Here is a 19,313-nt window from a genome sequence, read left to right on the forward strand (position 1 = left end):
CAAAAAATACTTACGCCACCCCCAGAGCCTGGGGGCTGTACTGGTGGGCCGGATCGGTGGGGCGCTCATCTGCGCTCACATACTTGATCACCCTGGCGGGGTTACCGACCACCACGGCGTTGGCGGGGACGTCCTTGGTCACCACCGCACCGGCACCAATCACAGCGTTCTCACCCACGGTGACGCCCGGGCAGAGAATCGCCCCGCCGCCAATCCAGACGTTACGCTCCACCGTAATAGGCAGGCCGCCCTCCCACAGGGCCTCGCGGTCCACCGGGTTAAGGGGGTGGGTGGGCGTCAAGAACTGTACGTTGGGGCCCACCAGGACGGCATCACCAAAGGTAATGGGGGCAACGTCAAGGAAGACACAACCAAAGTTGAAGAAGCAACCCGCCCCAATATGGGTATTGACCCCGTAGTCAAAGGCAACCGAAGGGCGAATTGTGGAGCCCTCACCGAGGGACCCCACAATCTGGGCTAGCACCTCCCGCTTGCGGCTATCGCGGGCCCGGTACAGCCGGGTGTATTCCTCCACCAGCTCCACCACCCGGTAGTGGGTATCGGCACACTCATCGTCCGGGCGGTAGGCGAACCCCGCCGTCATCTGCTCAAAGATGCTCTTACCGGCGCGCAGCTCATCCCAGTTCGTCATGCTAGCCTCCATACGCCAGGGTCATCACACCAATAATCGCTAGGCCAACCCCAATCACAATGATGCCGGCAATAATCATGCGCTTATTAATCTCACGCATGAGCTCCCGGAATTCCTCGGGGCTAATATCGTCATTTCTACGTCGAGTCATACCCCTAAGTATGTCAGCTCTAGCCCCGCTGTGGCACAATCGTGTGTATGCAGTCAGCCGAAAACTCACCCCACAACGACAACGACTTCCCCCTGGCACATCGCCCCTGGGTCAAGAACTATCGGCCAGAAAGCAACAGAGACGTTGCTCTGCCTGAAACCTCGCTGAGCCACCTCATGGCTGAAGCCGTGCGCACCGTTCCCCAGAAAATTGCCCTGGAATTCTTCGGGGCCACCACCACCTACGGTGAACTGGGTGACCAGATTCTGCGCGTTGCCGAAGGCCTACGCAAGGCCGGTATTCAGCACGGTGACCGTGTGGCTCTCGTCCTTCCCAACTGCCCCCAGCACATCGTGGCCTTCTACGCGATTCTGCGCCTGGGCGCTGTCGTTGTTGAGCACAACCCCCTCTACACCTCCGCCGAGCTGCGCCACATGTTCGAAGACCACGGTGCCAAGGCCGCCATCGTTTGGGACAAGATTGCAGACAACATCACCTCCCTGCCCGCCGATATCCGCCCCAAGAATATCTACGCGGTCAACATGATCGAAGAGATGCCCTTCACCATGCGTACCGCCCTCAAGCTGCCCATCGGCAGCCTCAAGGCCTCCCGCGAAAAGCTCGAAGGCACCGCCCGCGGCACCACCCCCTGGCGTCAGTTCATGAAGAACAGCCCCCTTGCCGCCGACCACCACCGCCCCACAGCCCACGACCTGGCCCTGCTCCAGTACACCTCGGGCACCACCGGCCTACCCAAGGGCGTCATGCTCACCCACCGCAACCTCGAATCCAACGGACGCATGGGTGAGGAATGGATCCAGCCCGGCAACGACGAGGTCATCTACGCCGTCCTGCCCCTCTTCCACGCCTACGGCATGACCCTGGGCCAGACCATCGCAGCGGTCTGTAAGGCCCGCCTGGTGCTCTTCCCCACTGTAGATATGGACCTCATCTTCCGGGCCATGAAACGAACCACCCCCACGATTCTCCCCGCTGTGCCCCCGGTCTACCGCCGTATGCTCGAAGAAGCTAAAAAGCGCGGTGTCTCCATGAAAGGCATCCGTTACGCCGTATCCGGTGCCATGCACCTGCCCACCGACCTGGTTGCTGAATGGGAAGAAGCCACCGGCGGCATGCTGGTTGAAGGCTACGGCCTCTCTGAGTGCTCACCCCTGGTCTCCTGCAACCCCCTGAACTCCACCCGCCGAGCCGGCTCAATCGGCGTACCCTTCCCCTCCACCGACATCCGCGTGGTCGACCCCGAAACCCTCAAAGACGTTCCTGACGGCGCCGAAGGCGAACTGCTGGTACGTGGCCCCCAGGTCATGCGCGGCTACTGGAAACGCGGCGAAGATACCAGCAAAGCCCTGCTACCCGGCGGCTGGCTACGCACCGGCGACATCGTGCGTCTGGACCACGATTACTTCATCGAAATCGTTGACCGCATCAAGGAAGTCATCATCACCGGCGGCTTCAACGTCTCACCCACCGAGGTTGAAAATGTGCTCAAACAGCACGACTCGGTAGCGGACTGCGCCGTAGTTGGCCTACCGGACGGCTCCGGCGGCGAAAAGGTCACCGCCGCAATCATCCCCGCCGAGGGCCACGCCATCGACCCCGAAGAGCTCAAACAGCACTGCTACGAGCGCCTGACCCGCTACAAGGTGCCCAAGAACTACTACGAGGTTGACGAACTGCCCCGCTCCATGCTGGGCAAGACCTTGCGCCGCAAGGTGCGCGAAAGCCTCGAAGCCAAGTACAGCTAGGCTATGCAGGCTCGCGCTTGAAACACGCCCTGCAGGGAGCCGTCCGCCCCCAGCAGGGCGAAGGCGGCCCGCCCGCACCGTGGGCCTCGCGCACCTGGGTGGAGGCCAGCTGATCTGCCGTCAGCTCCTCCCGCCAGCTCTCACCTTCGCCCATGGCCAGCAGGCGCTCGCCCTCCGCCAGAACCCAGACTGTGGGGCTGCTCTGCAGGGTGAGATGGCGAAGCGAATGAAAAAGAATGGTGCGTGGCATCAGTGCCCCTATCAATACCTCATGTACTTACTGATCGTACATGGCGACCAAGCAAAGCTGCGGAGCGTTCACGGTAAACCAACTTCCCTTTTGTGACGTTTTATGACGCCGTAACTTTTTGTTGCGGTCATACACGTGACATATGACCCAAAAAGAAGCCGTATTGGGGAGCGGTGGCGCCACAGTGTTCTAATAGAAGAGGCGTCTAGCCTGGACGCCCGAAACCACATCAGCACACAGCGCTAGAGACGGTGCCGCTGAACCGTGGCCGCACACACCACTATTTCTCAACAGAAAGATTCATAGCCGTGAAGAAATTTGTTGCCACTCTGGCTCTCGTACCCCTCGCATTCGGTCTTGCAGCCTGCGGCTCATCCTCCAGCGACGACGTCGTCAAAATCGGCGTAGTAGGCACCGACCCCTCCAATGACAAGCTCGTTGAGGTCGCAAAGGCAGAGGGAATCAACATCGAAATCGTTGAATTCTCCGACTACACCCAGCCCAACCCCGCCCTGAGCTCCGGCGAAATTGACCTCAACTGGTTCCAGCACATCGCCTACCTCTCCAACTACAACGTAGAAGCTAACGACGACCTGCAGATCGTAGGCCCCACCGTTATCTACCCCATGGCGCTGTTCTCCAACAAGCACGACTCCATCTCAGCACTGCCCCAGGGCGCTGAAATCGCAATCCCCAACGACACCGTCAACGAAGCACGCGCCCTGCTGCTGCTCAAAGCTAACGGCCTGGTCTCCTTCACCTCAGAAACCACCAGCCCCACCGTTGACGACGTCGACACCGCTGCCTCCAAGGTCACCGTCACCCCCGTCGATGCAGCCCAGACCGTGCTCGCCCTCGAATCCGTTGACGGCTCCGTCATCAACAACGACTTCCTCAAGGATGCCGGCCTGAACCCCAAGGACGCCCTGGCCCAGGACGACCCCTCTAACGAGTCAGCCCGCCCCTACGTCAACCTCTTCGTCGCCACCGCCGACAACGCCGACAACGAGACCTACAAGAAGATCGTAGAGCTCTACCACACCGAAGAAGTTCAGGCCGTGGTACAGGAAGACACCCAGGGCACCGCAGTTGAAGTCACCACCGACGTCTCCGAACTGCGCTCCACCCTGGCAACCCTCGAAGAGCAGAAGCGCAACGGCTAAAACACTAGGTGAAAGCTCACCCTTGAGCTAGCTCACGCACCCCATAAGCGGCAGCCAACCTGCGGTAGGCTAGACACTTCGGCCCCGTCCGGTGCCCAGCTCTAGCTCCGCAGCGGCTGCCGCTTTGTGTACCCACCCCAGCAGGTGCGTCCGCCCGCAGCCACAGCAAGCCCCCAACCGAAGAAGAAGACATGACCGAACAGCGACTACAGCCAACCGGGCCCCAGCCCATGGTCGTGCTGAACAACGTGACCAAAGAGTTCAAGGTCGGCAAAAAAACCGTCACCGCCGTCAACGGCGTAGACCTCACCATCAACAAGGGTGAAATCTTTGCCATCATCGGCTACTCCGGTGCCGGTAAATCAACCCTGGTACGCCTAATCAACGGCCTAGAAGCCATCACCTCCGGCTCACTCACCGTCGACGGTTTTGAAATCGCCGGCAAGCGCGAATCACAGCTGCGTCAGGTACGCACCAACATCGGCATGATCTTCCAGCAGTTCAACCTCATGAACTCCCGCACCGTCGCCGGTAACGTCGAATTCCCGCTCATCGTTGCGGGCTGGGACAAGGCCAAGCGCGCCGAACGCGTCTCCGAACTGCTCGACTTCGTAGGGCTCGCCGACAAGGCCAAAAACTACCCCGACCAGCTCTCGGGCGGCCAGAAGCAGCGCGTCGGTATCGCCCGCGCCCTCGCCACCTCGCCCTCCCTGCTGCTCGCCGACGAATCCACCAGCGCCCTGGACCCCGAAACCACCGCTGAAGTGCTCGACCTGCTCAAAAAGGTCAACGCTGAGCTGGGCATCACCGTCATCGTCATCACCCACGAAATGGACGTCGTCTCGACCATCGCCGACCGCGTAGCCGTCATGGAAAACGGCCGAGTTGTCGAATCAGGCAATGTCTACGACGTCTTCTCCAACCCCCAAACCGAGGTCGCCCGCCGCTTCGTCGGCACCACCGTCAAGTCCCTGCCCGTAGGCGACGAAGCCGCCGACCTCAAAGCCCGCCACAAGGGCTACCTCATCAACATCGAAATCACCGAAGGTAACAACGGCATCGGCAAGGTACTCTCCTACCTGGGCTCCCGCAACGTCTCCTTCAACATCGTGCAGGGCGGCCTCGAAACCCTGCAGGGCAAGAGCTACGGCAACCTCACCCTCGAACTGCTCGGTGACGTCACCAGCCTTGATGCCGTGGTCGCTGAGCTCAAGACCGTCACCCGCGTGCAGGAGGTACGCTAACCGTGGACTCAACCTTCGTCACCGACAAACTCATCCCCGCCCTCGGCGACACCCTCTACATGGTCTCACTGACCATGCTGGTCGCTGGTGCCCTAGGCATGATCTTCGGTCTGTTGCTCTACACCACCCGCCAGGGCAACATCCTGGCTAACCGCTTCGTCAACATCCTGCTGAACGTCGTGGTCAACGTGGTACGCCCCATCCCCTTCATCATTCTGCTCGCAGCTCTGGGCCCCCTAACCCAGATGGTGGTCGGCACCCGCCTGGGCGTCAACGCCGCAATCTTCGCCATGGTCTTCGGCGCAACCTTCGCCATCGCCCGCATCGTCGAGCAGAACATGGTCTCCATCGACCCCGGCGTCATTGAAGCAGCCCGTGCCATGGGTGCCTCCAAGATGCGCATCCTCTTCACCGTCATGATCCCCGAAGCCCTCGGTCCGCTGATCCTGGGCTACACCTTCCTGGTCATCGGAGTAGTCGACATGTCGGCTATGGCCGGTTACATCGGCGGTGGCGGCCTGGGTAAGGTCGCCCTAGTGGACGGCTACCAGCGCTTCAACGAAGTCATTACCTGGTCTGTTGTTGCCGTAATCATTATTTTGGTGCAGCTAATCCAGCTGGTGGGCAATATGCTGGCCCGCAAGGTCATGCGCCGATAAGGCTGTTCTGGAGGACGCGCGGATGCGCTTTTGCCGGCTAACCTTCTTGCTGGTTCGCTGACGCTCACAAGCAATTCATGCCAGCCCCAGCCAGCCGGCTCCAAGCGCATCCGCGCGTCCTCTTCTGTTATCCCACCGCCTAAAACGGGATAGCTAAGGGCCGGTTCCCCTCCGGGATCCGGCCCTTTTACTCTCTAGTCGTTTTTCTTGCCGCTAATCCAGGATGAGTCGTAGAGCCCGTCCGAGCTCGGCCCGTTCCCGCCGTTTCGGCCAGCGCCGCGCTCAAGCTCCTGCTCGTAGAGACGCTCAGCAAAATCGGTGGGGCGCATGAGCCGCTCGTCATCCTCATCGTCGTGGTCGGTGAACCGCGAGAGCGCAAAGATCCCGTACAGCAGGGCCGCAAAAAGCAGGAAGAAGAAGGCAAGCTCAGCCCACATAATCACGTAGTTACGGCGTAGCTCCGGGGTTGCGTCGCTGTAGATGGCGGGCACCACCAGAAAAGAGGCCACCGCCAGAATCACCGCCACGATAGTGAGGGAGTGCGGTAGCCAGTACCAGCGGCTGCGGGGCCTTTTGCCTCGCTGGCTGTTGGGGTCCGTCCGTGCCGGGTGGGCGGCGTCCGCTGACTCTAGCGGGGTGGACGCCTGCCCCGCTCCCTGCTCCCCGGTAAAGGCTTGGGGTGGGAGGAATTCGCGGTAGTAGGCACGTTCGTCGTCGCTGAGGTCTTCGAGGCGGCGGCCGTAGCGGGAGGGACGTTTCTGCTCGTTCTGCTCGGAGTCTGTCACTGCTCGTCCTTGAGAAGGTGGTGGGGGTTAGCGGTCGCGGTCGGGCAGGTGCCCTACCCAGGCGTCGAGCTGGGCGAGGAAGTCGGGGTCGGTGAAGGAACTGAACCGCCCGATACCTGCCGTCAGTAGGGGAGTGGGGGTGGCGGCGTCCGGCTCTGCCTGGTAAATCAGGCAGTTGGTGCCAGCGTTGGTTGCGGCAGTCATGCCGGTGACGGAGTCTTCAACGGTGAGGGTCTGCTCGGGGGCGAAGCCCAGGCGGTGGGTTGCTTCGAGGTAGATGTCGGGGGCGGGCTTGCCTTCTTCGACGTCGTGGAAGGAGACCCAGGTGTCCAGGTAGGGGGCGTAGCCGAAATGGGTGAGTTTTTTGGTCAGTAGTTTGCTGCCGGAGTTGGACGCTACCGCCACGGGGATTTTTGCTGAGAGCAGTTTGATGGCTTCGAGGGCTCCGTCGATGGCGGTGACACCGCGGTCGATGATGTCGAATTCGGTGGTGGTGATGGTGGTGTAGACGCTGTCGCGGAAGGCTTCGGGGGAGCCGTCGAATTCGGACGCCAGCGGGGTGAGCGCTGAGAGGCGGTCGGCGAGGTCGCCGGCGGAGATGCCGACGAGGGAGGCTTTGAGCTCGGGGGTGAGGTCTACCCGGTAGTGCTTGAACATTTCGGTCTGGATTTCGCCCCAGAGGGTTTCTGAGTCGAGCAGGACGCCGTCGCAGTCGAAGACGGCGCAGGAGGGGGCAAAGTGGGCGGGGGCTGAGTGAAGTTCAAACATGGTTCTATGCTCTCATACCGGGGTGGGCGGGAGCACCTGCGGCGTGGATTATGAGTGGGGCGCCCCTCTTTCTAGAAGGATTCGGAGTGGACCTGCTCTAAGAATTCCTCAAATTTTTGTGGCGAAAAAGCTGCGTGAACAGCTTTGGGGTCGAGATTCATAAAACAAAGCACCCACCAGTGTTCCGGAACGCCTGCTACCTGTTTTTCGAATAAGGACGTCTTTGGGGCCCAATCTACATTTGCGATAAATGCTGGGCCGTCTGGAGAGAATTCCGACTCAGCCATCTGTTTGCTATTGAAGAATTTCTTAGTGAGTTCGTGGGTGCTAAATTCAGCCCATGTGCTACCGGCGCTTATTCGGATGTAATGAATTTTCTTGGTTTTACCAAAAAGTCCTTTCTTTTCTTGGGTGATGTGGGTTAGGCGTAGTTCCTGATTGTATGAATTGATATGTACTGGGTTTAGTTCCGACCCCGTACATTGGAAACAAACAAAAGAACAAAGGAACTTCACCCATGCCCACCAAATACCCCGCCGAACTCAAAACACGAGCCCTACGCCTACTGGCCGACCACCTCGAAAACAACCCAAACCAAGGCATCTACACCGCCTGCCGAAACACCGGAGAACGCCTCGGCATCGGCCCTGAAACCTTACGAAAATGGCATAAACAAGCCGAAATCGATAACGGCACCCAGCCTGGAATCACCACAGATATGGCAGCCGAAAACCGACGCCTGCGCAAAGAAAACGCCGAGCTCAAGCGAACCAACGAGATTCTACGAACAGCATCAGCTTTTTTCGCGGCAGAACTCGACCGTCCAGCCCGATCATGATCCGCTATATCGATAGGTATAGGAATCGTTTCGGGGTTGAGAACATCTGCACCGCACTACAAGAAAACCTCGCTGGTGGTTTCATCACCTCACGCGGCTACCGCGCCGCTAAGGCTCGTGTTCCTGCAGCACGTACTTTGAAGGACCAACTTCTGATTCCTGAACTGGTGAAAATCCATGAAGAGAATTATGGCGTGTATGGTGTGCGGAAAATGTGGCACGCCATGAGGCGTGCCGGTTCTCTAGCAGATGAAGCAGGGACAATGAGCTGGCTTAAACAGCCCCTTTCTAAAGGATGGACTAAAGCAAAGAGTGTATTGCATGACCTGCGAGGAACGAGTTTAGCTCAGAGTTCTAATACCTGGGGTGCACGTGCTACACGTTGGGGTAACGCACAGAATTTTGCTGGTTCGTGGCAGGGTAAAGCTGTGTCGATGTATGCGGAGGGGTCTACAGAGAATACTTTGAACTATGCGACTTCTGATGTGAAGCATAGTGCTGGTGGTTTTGTGCAGGCTGCTGGTGTTGGTGGTGTGATGAATGCTGTTACCCCGTACGGCTCTAAAGGTCTAAATGCTTTGGGGAATAACAGGGCGTTCCGTGCTGTATCGTCTGACAAAGTTCGTGAGTTTACTTCTGAGCGTTTAGCAGATGCTATAAATGGTGCTTCGACGTATGCTCTCACCCCTCAGGAGAAGGACGTTACACTCACAGATGTAGCTATCAAGGGTCTTGAAAACTCAGCAAAGGGAGCGGCTAATTCGCATCCTAAAGTTTCTCAGCTAAAAGCTGTTGAAGGACCGTCAATTATTGGTGCCTCTTCGTTGTCTCCTGGTGTTCAGCTGGGAGCTGGTGAGGTTGGTCTTGTCGGGGTTGATACGGCTGTAGCTCATATGGAGAGTTCTAATGAGGATAAATAGAATTGCCGTTATTGGTAGTGGCTTTGAAAGGGACATGGAATAGTGAACGAGCAAGAAAAACAACCTAAAACCTGGGGTACGTATGTGGCTAGAGTATTAATCGTTTTATTTTTTGCTGGTGTCTTATTCATGCTCTCCACCCCACTCATCAGCAAATACAACCAAACCCACTACACCATGCGATCGTGCACCGTCACCGAGGCTACAGCGCGAGAAACACGGACAGTCACGACTTCCACCAAACTCTCCATCTACACCTCTGACTGCGGCACTCTCGTCTACGAGATCAGCAAGCCAGGCGCAGAACTGGAACGAATGGCAGAGCACATTAACGAGTTTCAAGGCAAGAGGCTAGGTTTTGGGTTCGGTGATATCCAATTGCAAAGTAATTTGTCCACGGTGTTCAAGGTCGAAGGTATCGAATAGGGTCGCTGATTCTTACTAAAGACGCTAGTAGCCCTGCCTAAAATAAGTTAAGCAGAACCGCCAGCGTCCTTTACACCTTATAAACCAATGATTAGAAGGAATGGTTAGTCACGAATAGGGTAACCCTCTAACTCCACAGCACGAGCCTCATAATGCCCAAGGTGCAAGTAACTCACACGAAACCTGAGCTTCTCACCCTGATGACGATTTAGCTCATCCGCTAGATCCTGGGCGGTATCAAAACCCTCATTCTGCATTTCTACGAATACTAGTAGTCCGCATTCTTCGGTTTCGGTATTAATGCTTTGTCGTGAAGAGGAAGACCGCACCCCGCCTCCACCGCTGATTGCTTCTGCACTGGTGACAGTGCAATCAATGGTGCGGTAGAACTGTCTATCACCGAAATAATAAACAAAGACTAAAATAACAAAACTATAGAGAACAATTTTTGCTATTTTTTGTACCCTTGGGCTGGCCACCCCAGGGCCTTCAGCCGTTGAACCCTCACGGTTCTGATTAACACGTTCTGTCATCACAACTACTTCCTCACTACCTACTGATGCCTCTGATCATACCCTTGCCCATCCCCACCAGAAACACTAGGAGGAGCAGGTAAATCACCAGTGATAAAATCACGACGAGAAACTTCCACACCCTGTAAATGATCCGGGACTGCTCTATGAATAGCGGCACTGGAGGTCTGTTCACCCCATTTACCGGAGGATGTTGCTCCGCCGGTAAGAGCGTTCCTAAAGCCTTCCTCTACGAATTTACGGGGGTCTTTTGCTTCATTGTCGTTGCTCGGTGAAATCAGATAATTCGTTTCATAAGGTAGTCCAGAATATTTTATTTCTGAATTGGATGCCCATCGAGGTCAGCAGCTTTAGCTTCATAAGGCCATGAAAACAAGCGGATTGGCCCAACATGGAAACGAACTTTCTCGCCACTTTTCTTGTTCAGCTCATCAGCTAAATCTTGGGCAGTATCAAAACCATCGTTGTGCATTCGTACGAACACAATATTTCCGCAGTCTTGTGTAGTAACGGTTACACTCGGACTGGAACTTGAGGTTTTTATGCCTCCTCCGCCGTTACTTCCTGTAGCACTGATAACAGTGCAGTCAATAGGGCGGTCAAATTTTAAGTTAATCAGATAATATCCGCCAATAATAATCAAAAATCCAATAAGAATAAAAGTAAATAATTTACCACCAGGCCTGTGATTGATACCCTGCTTCATGACGTGGTGGTGATTGGTGATTATTTTATTTTCTTGATTATTTTTTTCTATAAATTACTGACTCTCTTAATCCATTGACGCTTCTGGAATATTTCCTGTCAGAAGATCGCGACGACTCAAGCTCACACCATCCAGGTGGTTGGGAACTGCATCATCAATTATCTGACTCATCCTTGTATCAATAGACTTTCCAGAAGATATAGAACCGCCAGCCAAGGAGTTTTTGAGCCCCTCTTCAATAAATTTCATAGGAGTTTTCTCTTGATTGTCATTGCTCGGAGATAACAAATAGTTGGTACCACCAGCGGAAAAATCAGTTATTCGGTCAATCGCCACCTTCTCTATACCTTGTGCTCCTCGAGACACAACAGTACCTCCACCAACAGCCGGTGTTAACATACCAATCCCAAAACCAGTCCCCGCCGAATGCAAAGCACCAGAAACCGTAGGTTTATACCCATTCTCAGCATTAAACCAGTAACCACCAGCATTATTCACCGCACCAGAAACAGCGCCCTCAGTCGCCTCATTCACTACCCCAGCACTAGTGTACTGCCCGGCTATATTCCTACCCCACTGACCGGCAACCTGCACAGCAGGTTGTGCCTTCGATGCCATCGGCGCAACAGCTGAAGAGATACGGGAAGTCAACGGCGAGGCAAAGGACGCCACTCTTGATGCTGCAGGAGCAACCCAGGACCGTGCAGCCCCGAAAGCTCCCGTAACCCCAGAACGCGTGCTCGAGAGCGCTGAACCGATTTTAGTGATAGCGGTACTGTTAGTGAAAGTGCTGGCCAACCTAGAGGATGCTAGTGCTGAGGTCCCCATGCTGGCTAGTTTTCCTAGTCCACCGCCGACGAAGCCTACTGCGCCGTCGATAAGGGACTTTTTGAGGTTTACTTTTCCGCCGAAGAGTTTTTGGGTTGCGACAGATCCGCCGAAGGATAGTAGTCCGCCTACTGCTGCCATGCCGACCCATCCGAGGGGGCCAGTTGCCATGATAGCAATGCCTGCCACAATGGTGGCTGCTGCGATGAGTCCTGCGTGGTCGTTGAGGAATTGTTCGGCGCGCTGGTAGAGGCGTTCGCCTGCTCGTTTGGAAGTATCTTGGCGATACTCCTGAAACTCAGCTGCTGTCATGGGGGACAGACCCCACGGATCCACCTGGCCCACCGGGTCGTTGCCGGCAAAGGAGTACACATTAGTAGCCCAGCCAGCACCGACCGGTGAGGTGAGTGGGTCAGGGGACATAAACCCACGAGTGGTCGCATCATAAGCACGAGCACCCAGAATCTCCAGGCCAGCTACCTGTAAGGATCCAGCACGGGTCAGGCCAAGACCGGGTGCCCCAGGGATACTGCCGATGCCGGTGGTGGCGGTGCCGAAGAGCCCTTGAGCATCAGCGCTAGCATCACTACCCGTGGCAGTGGCGAGTCCTGTGACGACCGGGGAGAGCCCAAAGGGGTCTTTTCCGCGCCCACCCACAGCGTCCACGGATGCTAAAGCACCCAGCGACACAAGGGTGTTGTTGACACCCAGTACGGTGGGGGTGAAAGCCACCGGATCCCAGGTCAGGGTGCACATCGTAGTGGGTGACCCAGCATTATACGTCAACGACGTATCAACACTCTCACGAAAACCAACAGAACCAACCCTCGAAGCCCAAGAACTATACCGCGCAGCCTGCTGCTGCAAACCAATCTGAGTCTGCTTCAACCCCGAGACCATCCTCGGCACTAAATCCTTCGTCGCCGGATTCGTCGCCACCTTCCTAAACACCTGAGAAATCTGCTGACCAACACCACCAGCATTAAACACGAAGACGCGGTAGGCAGGTGAAGCAGAAGGTAAATGCGCTACAAAGGAGCAGAACTGTACTCCTGTCAGGACGACGCGACCCCAGCCAACACCCCAACAGAAACAACTATCAGCTCAGAACCTAAGCCACATCACCAGACCCCGCAATACGCCTAGCACGCAACCCACGCACCTTATCCCCACCAATCGAGGCATAGGTCATCAACCCAACAAACCAATACACCTGAGCAGAAAACGTCAAAAACAAGGACAAAAGAACAAACCCAAGAACCACACTCACCAAACCCAAAGGGAAATACAAGAGACCAAACTTCAGCGCACTAGAAGTACGCCCCGCCAACATATTAGCCAAAGGAATATTCACACCAGCCACCATCAAAGCAGCAAGCACACCAAGAAGCATAACGCTTTACCTTTCCAAAAAATTATTCAACAGGAGTCGTCGAAGTAATACCCTCCGAACTATAAGCATCATTACCCATCATAGAAAGACCCCCAACCTGAAACTCAAACTTCTTACCAATATTAGCCTCAAGAAACTCAGCCAACCCAGCCTTATTCATCCCCTCAGGCATACTCATATTGGATACGCTCAAAAGACCACATTCTTCAGTTTCAACACGCAAAAACGTAGATGGCGCACCACCAGATGAGTCCGACACCATCTTGACCGATGACACGGTACACACCTTATAAGTCGCATCCCGATCATTGATATACAAGAGCACTGCTACCGTAATAACAATTATTAGAGCAATAACAGCAGTAATATTCCCAGCCACAGAACTTTTCTTCCGCCCCATAACACTCCTTCCACACAAAAACTCTTACCTAATCATCAGAGCTCAAAGCCCTACGACCAGACTTACCCAATCCGGTAGCCATACCCTTTCCTACAGCTTTCATTCCTTTATCGTTAAGATCTCCGAAGTTCCAGTCAGACGGTGCCGTCAAAACCATAGCGTTACCCGCACCCACCACATAATCTTTCACCCGGTCAATCCCATAATTCACCACAGCATTATCATGCTTCGGCACCACCGGCTTCAAACCACCCATCAAACTACCACCACCAGTAGCCACAGCCATACCCCCAACATTCCAATCCTCACGCACACTATAACTACCAGTCTCCGGCATCGTATAAGCCAACCCATTCGACACCCCACCAGCAGCAGAACCATTCACACCCTTACCCAAGAAGGTCTCACCAAACCTCGCAGCATCCCCAGCCACATCAGCACGATTACCCCACAAGGTAGCCTTAGCATCAAACTTTGCATACTTGGCCTCATTCACCCCCGCACGCCAATTGTGGTACGTCTTAGAACCAGGAATACGCAAGAACCCCAAATTATCAGTCTTATTGGCGTGAGCGGTGGACTTATTCAAGAACCCACTAGCCCTACTCCTAGCAGCATCCGCAACCTTGGAGAACTTCGGGGCAAGAGCCTTACCTGCCCAGCCCATCACCTTATAAGCCGCGCCACCGGATACAGCACCAAACAGAGCGTCCTTACCAACAGCAGCCCAGTTAATGGACCCATCAGCGTTCTTATTGGTCATCGCTGAAATGCCGCCTGATATCAGGGCGCCGCCAACAATAGCAGCACCCAAGGGCCCCAGCAGAGCGGTAGCAGCAATGCCACCGGCAACCATGGCGATTCCCACCCAGTTGTCTTTCACCCAGTCAACGGCTGATGAGGCCATTGACTTCATGCCAGAGACAATCCGCTCACCAGCACGGCCCCGAGTATCAGCCCGATACTCCCTAAACTCAGAAGCGGTCATCGGCGACAAACCCCACGGATCCACCAACCCCACCGGATCATGACCCACAAAGGCATACACATTCGCACCCCAACCAGCACCCACCGGCGAGGCCAGCGGGTCAGGAGAAATAAACCCACGAGCTACCGGGTCATACACACGCACACCCAGAATCTCCAGGCCAGCAACCTGCAAAGACCCAGCAATCGTCACCCCGAAGAAAGGTTCTAGTAATCAATCAGGACGACGCCGTCCCGGGCTATGAGGATAAAAGGAAGGCGGTGCTGGCACCCAACAAGACACCAACACCCCGCATCACCTACAAACGATACCCATACCCCAATGCATAATCCCCCTCAGCAGGCAACTGAAAAGGAGGAAACACCAACACCACCTGCTCACCCCGATACCCATCTAACTCAGCAGCCATCTCATCCCAAGACCCAGCGGGAGAAGGAGATAAAACTTTAGACACATAGACAGTTCCGCACTCCTGCGTACGGATCTTCAACTTCGTACTGGAAGTTGATAACCCGCCGGTACCACTGCGGTTATTGAAGACTTCTGCAGAGATAATGGTGCACTGCTTATCAATAGGATTCTTTTGACTATATGCATTATACAAAGGAATGCCAAGCATAGATAAAACACTGAGGAAAACAATAATCAGCAGGCAAAAACTAACCCATTTTCTGGGCCTTTTGTTTCCTTTTTTATTTAATTCATCAGTATAAAATATATTCATTTTTCTACTCATTAGGTAACGGTGTGGCGGGTCGAATTGCGTCCGCAGATGAAGAAGAAACTCCACTTGAGCCACCACTGAGCATGCTCTTAAGACCTTCTTTCCCGGCATCTGTGATATTCAAGGAATTCTCCTGAGGAGTAACGACATAATTGGCGACACCTAGAGCATAGTCGCCAACTCTATCAATACCGTAACCAGCTATATTTTCCACGGTGGACCCCGATAAGTAGTTCTGCCTCAACGGCGTCACCCTCGGCGACAACACACCAACCCAACAGGGCACAAAAGAAAGAGGGGTGCCGGTACCCTACACAACACCAAACACCCCTTACCAGCAACAGCTACTTACTCAAATCCAAACCCTCAATACCCACCACCGACGTCACCGACGAGAAAGGCATCTGCCACACCCCCACATCCACACTCACCCTCTGACCTTCCAGCTCACGAATACGCTCAACAATCTCATCATTGGTCAACCCATAACGCTTCCCCTCATACACCAGATGAGAGCAATCAGGGCTCTGAATATAAATATTGGATGAGGAACTATAAGACCGAGCTCCGCTACTACGGTTTACCGCAGCCGTAATGGTGCACTCCTGCGAGTGGTGAAAAGCTTTGTTAACTGGGGTTGCTAAAAAGAACCACAAAAACGCGTACACCATCACAAGAACAACCGAGCCAAAACCTACAACAAAAACCTTGTCAGTAAGCTTCAGCTCCCTCCAGTGCTTAGGCTTCTTAGGCTTAGAATCCTTAGACCCTTTACTCACCGCACCACTACTCACCAGGAACCTCCGTCACCTCATCAACCAACACCGCACCAGAAACCGTACCCGCATAAGAAGCCGCCGACAACACTCCCTCACCGGTAGAAGGATCAAAAGACACCGACTTCAAAGACTCCACCGGCCCACGCGACGCCACACCACCAGAAACAATCTGCCTAATAGCACCAGCTACTTGCTGATATGTACTGGCTTTAGTTCCTACCATCATACGAGACTCACAACACCATCCACCACCTCCTGCGGAGTCCGATAACCAAGGGACGAATGCAACCGCTGCTCATTCCACCAACACACCCAACCCGCCGTCTCAACCTCCAACTGAGCAACAGACTCAAAGAACCGGCCACGCACAAGCTCTGCCTTATACGCACCGTTAACCGACTCAGCCAAAGCATTATCGTACGAATCGCCCCTTGACCCAACTGACAGTTGCACACCCAGGCCCCGAAGCTCACGCGTGTAATCCTCAGCCACGTACTGGGCCCCACGGTCAGAATGATGCACAATCTCAGTCAAAACAGACCCACACTTACGAGCATCGAAAAGAGCCTGCTTCAAAGCCGTCAAAGGCATCCCGAGTGTATGCATGGTTGAGGAAACACCCCAACCGACAATCTTCCGGCTGAAGACATCAGTGATGAAAGCGGTATAGCAGAAGCCGCTGGTGGTACGAACATAGGTGAAATCTGCTACCCACAGGCGATGTGGGGCATCAGAGGTGAACTGGCGGTTGACGAGGTCAGGGCGGTTATCAGGAGCCTTGGTAGCCCTGGTAGTCACCGGTTTACGACCCCGGTGTACCCCCTGGATACCAGCAGCACGCATGAGCCGGTAGGTCTGATCCCGGCCGATAGCCCAGCCTGCTCGTCTCATGGCTTGCCACATCTTGCGCACCCCGTAGACTCCGTAGTTTTCCTGGTGGATTCTCAGAAGCTCGGGGATCAGCAACTGGTCACTGAGTGTTCTAGCTGCTGGCACGCGGGCTTTTGCTGCTCGGTAGCCACGTGAGGTGATGAATCCACCGTCTAGATGCTCAGCGAGAGTCCGGCAAATCGGCTCGACCCCGAAGAGATCCTTATGGGTATCAATGAAACGGATCATCATCGGGCCGGACGGTCGAGCTCGGCTGCGAAAAAAGCCGAAGCGGCTTTCAGGATTTCGTTGGCTCTGCGTAGTTCAGCAATTTCTTTGCGAAGTCTTCGGTTTTCTGCTGCCATATCGCTGGTGGGCCCGGGGGTTTCTCCTTGGTCGATGGCGGCTTGTTTGTGCCATTTGTGTAGGGTTTCGGGGCTGATGCCGAGGCGTTCTCCGATGTTTCGGCAGGCGGTGTAGATGCCTGTGTTGGGGTTGTTTTCCAGGTGGTCGGTCAGTAGGCGTAGGGCTCGTGTTTTGAGTTCTTGGGGGTATTTGGTGGGCATGGGTGAAGGTTCCTTTGCTCTTTTTGTTTGTTTCTAAATTTACGGGAGCGGAACTAAACCCAGTACATATCAGCTTTTTCGCCACAAAAATTTGAGGAATTCTTAGAGCAGGTCCACTCCGAATCCTTCTAGAAAGAGGGGCGCCCCATTCATAATCCACGCCGCAGGTGCTCCCGCCCACCCCGGTATGAGAGCATACGGTGTGCCACGAGTACCTGGCACCTAGCCGCTGCATGCTTGTGCACAGATCCGTCTGCCCCGGGAGCAAACTAACACTCCCACTACCCCGCGCTCGGCGGGCTGGGAGGGGATAATAGAACCCATGCCTAGCGTACTCATTCGACACGGACAGACCGACTGGAACCTCGTACACCGCCTACAGGGCTCCAGCGACATACCCCTCAACGACACCGGCCGCGCCCAGGCGCTCGCCGCCGCCCACAACGTGCTCGAATACGCCAAGACCCAAGCGGACGCCCACCCCGGCTTCACCTGGCACGGCGTCGTCACCTCCCCCCTCTCCCGCGCCGCAGAAACCGGTGCCATTATCGCCGACGAACTGGGCCTACCCGTCCTCGGCTCCTACCCGGGCCTAGCAGAACGCTCCTTCAAAGACCTCGAAGGCGTACAGAACAACCCCGCCCTCTGGGAGACGGTAGAAAACGAAACCGCAGACATCGAACCCCTGGCCGACTTCCTCGCCCGCGTTGAAGACGCCCTCGACCAGGTCGAAGCCGACTACCCGGGTAAGAACCTGATTATCGTGGTGCACGGTATGCTGATTTCCCGCCTGCAAACCGCCCGCACCGGCCAGAAAGTGCTGGTGCCCCACAACGGTGAGGTGGTGCCCCTGGCACCTGCCCGCCGGGCGTCCTCTATCATGCTAATCCGCCACGGTCAGACCGACTGGAACAAGGCCCACCTCATGCAGGGCTCCAGCGATATTCCCCTCAACGAAACCGGTCGCGCCCAGGCCCACGAGACCGCAGCCTCTCTTAAGGCTCGGGGTTTCGAGTTCGACGTGGTGGTTTCGTCCCCGCTCTCCCGCGCCCATGAGACCGCAGAAATTATCGGTGCCGCCTTCGGTCTGGCCGTCGACCGCACCTACGACGACCTGGTCGAACGCGGCTATGGCGAAGCCGAAGGGCTCGACATTTCAGCCGAGGCCCGCAAGGAGCCCGATGCCTACTACAGCGGCGTTGAAAGCGAACGCTCCGTCTACCTGCGCGGCATCAAGGTGCTGCGCCAGATTGCCCGCGACTACCCGGGCCAGCGCGTCATCGCCGTCTCCCACGGCTCCCTGATTCGCCGTGCCCTCTCTGCCACCCACGGCCGGGAGTTCGGCACCATCGCTAACGCCGAACCCTTAGAGGTTGACCTGCCGGGCCTTGCCCACTGGCTAGAGGTGAAGGAGCCCCTGCTGGTAGGTAAGCCCTAGTGGGGCGCACTTTTCTCTGGGTCACCACCTGCCTGTACGTGGCTGCCGTCGCCTTCATCGTTTTCTGGCCCACCCACGTTGACTCCGGCGAGTCGGGCGAAACCCTAGCCAGGATTCTTGCGGACGGCCACGCCCGCGGCTGGCTGCCCGGCTGGTTTGGCTACGGGCAGGTGGAATGGTTGTCGAACGTGGTCATGTTTGTGCCCGGCGGTCTGCTCTTCACCTGGCTGCTGCGCCCGGCCCGTACCTGGCTCGTACCCCTGGGTGGGCTGGTCTGTACCCTGGCTATCGAAACCACCCAGCACTTCATGCCCGGGCGCACCAGCTCGCCCCTGGACGTCCTCGCCAACACCCTCGGGTGTGCTATCGGTTGGGTTTTGGCACTGGCCCTAGTGAAAGTGACCGAAAAACCCAACCAAAACACCGAAACACACCCGTAATCGTGGGTTTTACATTGACGTACCCA

24 protein-coding genes and 1 pseudogene are annotated in these 19,313 nt (G+C 55.8%); 9 read left to right on the top strand and 16 right to left on the bottom strand.

Annotated elements, in window-relative coordinates; all coding sequences use genetic code 11:
• Positions 1-10: 10 nt before the first annotated feature.
• Together HWU94_RS01845 and HWU94_RS01850 are read right to left on the bottom strand one after the other, a co-directional pair.
• Positions 11-652, bottom strand: coding sequence for a sugar O-acetyltransferase (locus HWU94_RS01845; RefSeq protein ID WP_244955994.1), 642 nt, complete (start codon positions 650-652; stop codon positions 11-13).
• Position 653: 1 nt separating this feature from the next.
• Positions 654-803 carry a hypothetical protein gene (locus HWU94_RS01850; RefSeq protein WP_185174063.1) on the bottom strand — a complete coding sequence of 50 codons (150 nt, stop codon included), beginning with the start codon at positions 801-803 and terminating at the stop codon, positions 654-656.
• A gap of 47 nt (positions 804-850) precedes the next feature.
• On the opposite strand from HWU94_RS01850, the gene HWU94_RS01855 reads away from it, so the two are divergent.
• The 4 genes from HWU94_RS01855 to HWU94_RS01870 all read left to right on the top strand — a co-directional run bounded on the left by HWU94_RS01855 (position 851) and on the right by HWU94_RS01870 (position 5,885).
• Positions 851-2,569 carry a long-chain-fatty-acid--CoA ligase gene (locus tag HWU94_RS01855; RefSeq protein ID WP_185174064.1) on the top strand — a complete coding sequence of 573 codons (1,719 nt, stop codon included), beginning with the start codon at positions 851-853 and terminating at the stop codon, positions 2,567-2,569.
• A gap of 558 nt (positions 2,570-3,127) precedes the next feature.
• Positions 3,128-3,982 carry a MetQ/NlpA family ABC transporter substrate-binding protein gene (locus HWU94_RS01860; protein ID WP_185174065.1) on the top strand — a complete coding sequence of 285 codons (855 nt, stop codon included), beginning with the start codon at positions 3,128-3,130 and terminating at the stop codon, positions 3,980-3,982.
• A 191-nt stretch (positions 3,983-4,173) separates the two neighbouring features.
• On the top strand, positions 4,174-5,226 hold the full coding sequence (locus tag HWU94_RS01865) for a methionine ABC transporter ATP-binding protein (RefSeq protein ID WP_244955995.1): 1,053 nt from the start codon (positions 4,174-4,176) through the stop codon (positions 5,224-5,226).
• A 59-nt stretch (positions 5,227-5,285) separates the two neighbouring features.
• Positions 5,286-5,885: a methionine ABC transporter permease gene (locus HWU94_RS01870; protein WP_185174719.1), complete on the top strand. Its 600-nt coding sequence runs from the start codon at positions 5,286-5,288 to the stop codon at positions 5,883-5,885.
• A gap of 194 nt (positions 5,886-6,079) precedes the next feature.
• Here the strand turns inward: HWU94_RS01870 and HWU94_RS01875 are convergent, their stop codons facing one another.
• The 3 genes from HWU94_RS01875 to HWU94_RS01885 all read right to left on the bottom strand — a co-directional run bounded on the left by HWU94_RS01875 (position 6,080) and on the right by HWU94_RS01885 (position 7,953).
• Positions 6,080-6,670: a hypothetical protein gene (locus HWU94_RS01875; RefSeq protein WP_185174066.1), complete on the bottom strand. Its 591-nt coding sequence runs from the start codon at positions 6,668-6,670 to the stop codon at positions 6,080-6,082.
• Between the two features lie 27 nt (positions 6,671-6,697).
• On the bottom strand, positions 6,698-7,438 hold the full coding sequence (locus tag HWU94_RS01880; protein ID WP_185174067.1) for an HAD family phosphatase: 741 nt from the start codon (positions 7,436-7,438) through the stop codon (positions 6,698-6,700).
• 71 nt (positions 7,439-7,509) lie between these two features.
• Positions 7,510-7,953 (bottom strand): hypothetical protein, encoded by a 444-nt coding sequence (locus tag HWU94_RS01885; protein WP_185174068.1) that lies wholly within the window; start codon positions 7,951-7,953, stop codon positions 7,510-7,512.
• Positions 7,954-7,955: 2 nt separating this feature from the next.
• On the opposite strand from HWU94_RS01885, the gene HWU94_RS01890 reads away from it, so the two are divergent.
• The 3 genes from HWU94_RS01890 to HWU94_RS01900 are packed head-to-tail and all read left to right on the top strand — an operon-like array spanning position 7,956 to position 9,622.
• On the top strand, positions 7,956-8,276 hold the full coding sequence (locus HWU94_RS01890) for a transposase (protein ID WP_185174069.1): 321 nt from the start codon (positions 7,956-7,958) through the stop codon (positions 8,274-8,276).
• Entirely contained in the window at positions 8,273-9,196 is a 924-nt protein-coding gene (locus HWU94_RS01895) for a transposase (RefSeq protein ID WP_185174070.1), read from the top strand. Before HWU94_RS01890 ends, HWU94_RS01895 begins: the two co-directional genes overlap by 4 nt.
• A gap of 42 nt (positions 9,197-9,238) precedes the next feature.
• Positions 9,239-9,622 carry a hypothetical protein gene (locus HWU94_RS01900; protein ID WP_185174071.1) on the top strand — a complete coding sequence of 128 codons (384 nt, stop codon included), beginning with the start codon at positions 9,239-9,241 and terminating at the stop codon, positions 9,620-9,622.
• A 104-nt stretch (positions 9,623-9,726) separates the two neighbouring features.
• On the opposite strand, the gene HWU94_RS01905 is transcribed toward HWU94_RS01900, so the two are convergent.
• The 11 genes and pseudogenes from HWU94_RS01905 to HWU94_RS01950 all read right to left on the bottom strand — a co-directional run bounded on the left by HWU94_RS01905 (position 9,727) and on the right by HWU94_RS01950 (position 17,409).
• Positions 9,727-10,155, bottom strand: coding sequence for a hypothetical protein (locus HWU94_RS01905; protein ID WP_185174072.1), 429 nt, complete (start codon positions 10,153-10,155; stop codon positions 9,727-9,729).
• Between the two features lie 313 nt (positions 10,156-10,468).
• Positions 10,469-10,861: a hypothetical protein gene (locus HWU94_RS01910; RefSeq protein WP_185174073.1), complete on the bottom strand. Its 393-nt coding sequence runs from the start codon at positions 10,859-10,861 to the stop codon at positions 10,469-10,471.
• Between the two features lie 66 nt (positions 10,862-10,927).
• Positions 10,928-12,001: a hypothetical protein gene (locus HWU94_RS01915; RefSeq protein WP_244955996.1), complete on the bottom strand. Its 1,074-nt coding sequence runs from the start codon at positions 11,999-12,001 to the stop codon at positions 10,928-10,930.
• 18 nt (positions 12,002-12,019) lie between these two features.
• Positions 12,020-12,589: pseudogene (locus HWU94_RS11740) on the bottom strand (RHS repeat-associated core domain-containing protein); the annotation flags it as partial.
• Positions 12,590-12,800: 211 nt separating this feature from the next.
• On the bottom strand, positions 12,801-13,082 hold the full coding sequence (locus HWU94_RS01920) for a hypothetical protein (protein ID WP_185174075.1): 282 nt from the start codon (positions 13,080-13,082) through the stop codon (positions 12,801-12,803).
• 22 nt (positions 13,083-13,104) lie between these two features.
• Positions 13,105-13,461, bottom strand: a complete 357-nt coding sequence (locus tag HWU94_RS01925; RefSeq protein WP_185174076.1) for a hypothetical protein — start codon at positions 13,459-13,461, stop codon at positions 13,105-13,107.
• Between the two features lie 49 nt (positions 13,462-13,510).
• Positions 13,511-14,644 carry an RHS repeat-associated core domain-containing protein gene (locus tag HWU94_RS01930; RefSeq protein ID WP_185174077.1) on the bottom strand — a complete coding sequence of 378 codons (1,134 nt, stop codon included), beginning with the start codon at positions 14,642-14,644 and terminating at the stop codon, positions 13,511-13,513.
• A gap of 124 nt (positions 14,645-14,768) precedes the next feature.
• Positions 14,769-15,269, bottom strand: a complete 501-nt coding sequence (locus HWU94_RS01935) for a hypothetical protein (protein ID WP_185174078.1) — start codon at positions 15,267-15,269, stop codon at positions 14,769-14,771.
• Positions 15,270-15,538: 269 nt separating this feature from the next.
• On the bottom strand, positions 15,539-15,988 hold the full coding sequence (locus HWU94_RS01940; protein WP_185174079.1) for a hypothetical protein: 450 nt from the start codon (positions 15,986-15,988) through the stop codon (positions 15,539-15,541).
• The gene (locus HWU94_RS01945; protein WP_185174080.1) at positions 15,981-16,199 is read right to left on the bottom strand and encodes a hypothetical protein; all 219 of its coding nucleotides are present in this window, start codon (positions 16,197-16,199) and stop codon (positions 15,981-15,983) included. Before HWU94_RS01945 ends, HWU94_RS01940 begins: the two co-directional genes overlap by 8 nt.
• A protein-coding gene (locus HWU94_RS01950) for an IS3 family transposase (RefSeq protein ID WP_185174081.1) occupies positions 16,196-17,409 on the bottom strand; the annotation gives its coding sequence in 2 pieces (ribosomal slippage) (positions 16,196-17,130 and positions 17,130-17,409; 1,215 coding nt in all). Before HWU94_RS01950 ends, HWU94_RS01945 begins: the two co-directional genes overlap by 4 nt.
• A 322-nt stretch (positions 17,410-17,731) precedes the next feature.
• Here HWU94_RS01950 and HWU94_RS01955 point away from each other — a divergent pair.
• Complete coding sequence (locus tag HWU94_RS01955; RefSeq protein ID WP_185174082.1) at positions 17,732-18,847, top strand: histidine phosphatase family protein; 1,116 nt, start codon at positions 17,732-17,734, stop codon at positions 18,845-18,847.
• On the top strand, positions 18,847-19,287 hold the full coding sequence (locus HWU94_RS01960) for a VanZ family protein (RefSeq protein ID WP_185174083.1): 441 nt from the start codon (positions 18,847-18,849) through the stop codon (positions 19,285-19,287). The genes HWU94_RS01955 and HWU94_RS01960 overlap by 1 nt, the downstream gene beginning before the upstream one ends.
• The last annotated feature ends 26 nt before the right edge of the window (positions 19,288-19,313 follow it).

The sequence above is a fragment of the Rothia nasimurium genome, assembly GCF_014217215.1.
GTDB lineage: Bacteria > Actinomycetota > Actinomycetes > Actinomycetales > Micrococcaceae > Rothia > Rothia avistercoris.

Coding starts and splice junctions, on each gene's coding strand:
- HWU94_RS01845 (WP_244955994.1), bottom strand. CDS start 652: ATGACGAACTGGGATGAGCTGCGCGCCGGTAAGAGCATCTTTGAGCAG.
- HWU94_RS01850 (WP_185174063.1), bottom strand. CDS start 803: ATGACTCGACGTAGAAATGACGATATTAGCCCCGAGGAATTCCGGGAG.
- HWU94_RS01855 (WP_185174064.1), top strand. CDS start 851: ATGCAGTCAGCCGAAAACTCACCCCACAACGACAACGACTTCCCCCTG.
- HWU94_RS01865 (WP_244955995.1), top strand. CDS start 4,174: ATGACCGAACAGCGACTACAGCCAACCGGGCCCCAGCCCATGGTCGTG.
- HWU94_RS01870 (WP_185174719.1), top strand. CDS start 5,286: ATGGTCTCACTGACCATGCTGGTCGCTGGTGCCCTAGGCATGATCTTC.
- HWU94_RS01880 (WP_185174067.1), bottom strand. CDS start 7,438: ATGTTTGAACTTCACTCAGCCCCCGCCCACTTTGCCCCCTCCTGCGCC.
- HWU94_RS01890 (WP_185174069.1), top strand. CDS start 7,956: ATGCCCACCAAATACCCCGCCGAACTCAAAACACGAGCCCTACGCCTA.
- HWU94_RS01895 (WP_185174070.1), top strand. CDS start 8,273: ATGATCCGCTATATCGATAGGTATAGGAATCGTTTCGGGGTTGAGAAC.
- HWU94_RS01905 (WP_185174072.1), bottom strand. CDS start 10,155: ATGACAGAACGTGTTAATCAGAACCGTGAGGGTTCAACGGCTGAAGGC.
- HWU94_RS01910 (WP_185174073.1), bottom strand. CDS start 10,861: ATGAAGCAGGGTATCAATCACAGGCCTGGTGGTAAATTATTTACTTTT.
- HWU94_RS01915 (WP_244955996.1), bottom strand. CDS start 12,001: ATGACAGCAGCTGAGTTTCAGGAGTATCGCCAAGATACTTCCAAACGA.
- HWU94_RS01920 (WP_185174075.1), bottom strand. CDS start 13,082: ATGCTTCTTGGTGTGCTTGCTGCTTTGATGGTGGCTGGTGTGAATATT.
- HWU94_RS01945 (WP_185174080.1), bottom strand. CDS start 16,199: ATGATGGTAGGAACTAAAGCCAGTACATATCAGCAAGTAGCTGGTGCT.
- HWU94_RS01955 (WP_185174082.1), top strand. CDS start 17,732: ATGCCTAGCGTACTCATTCGACACGGACAGACCGACTGGAACCTCGTA.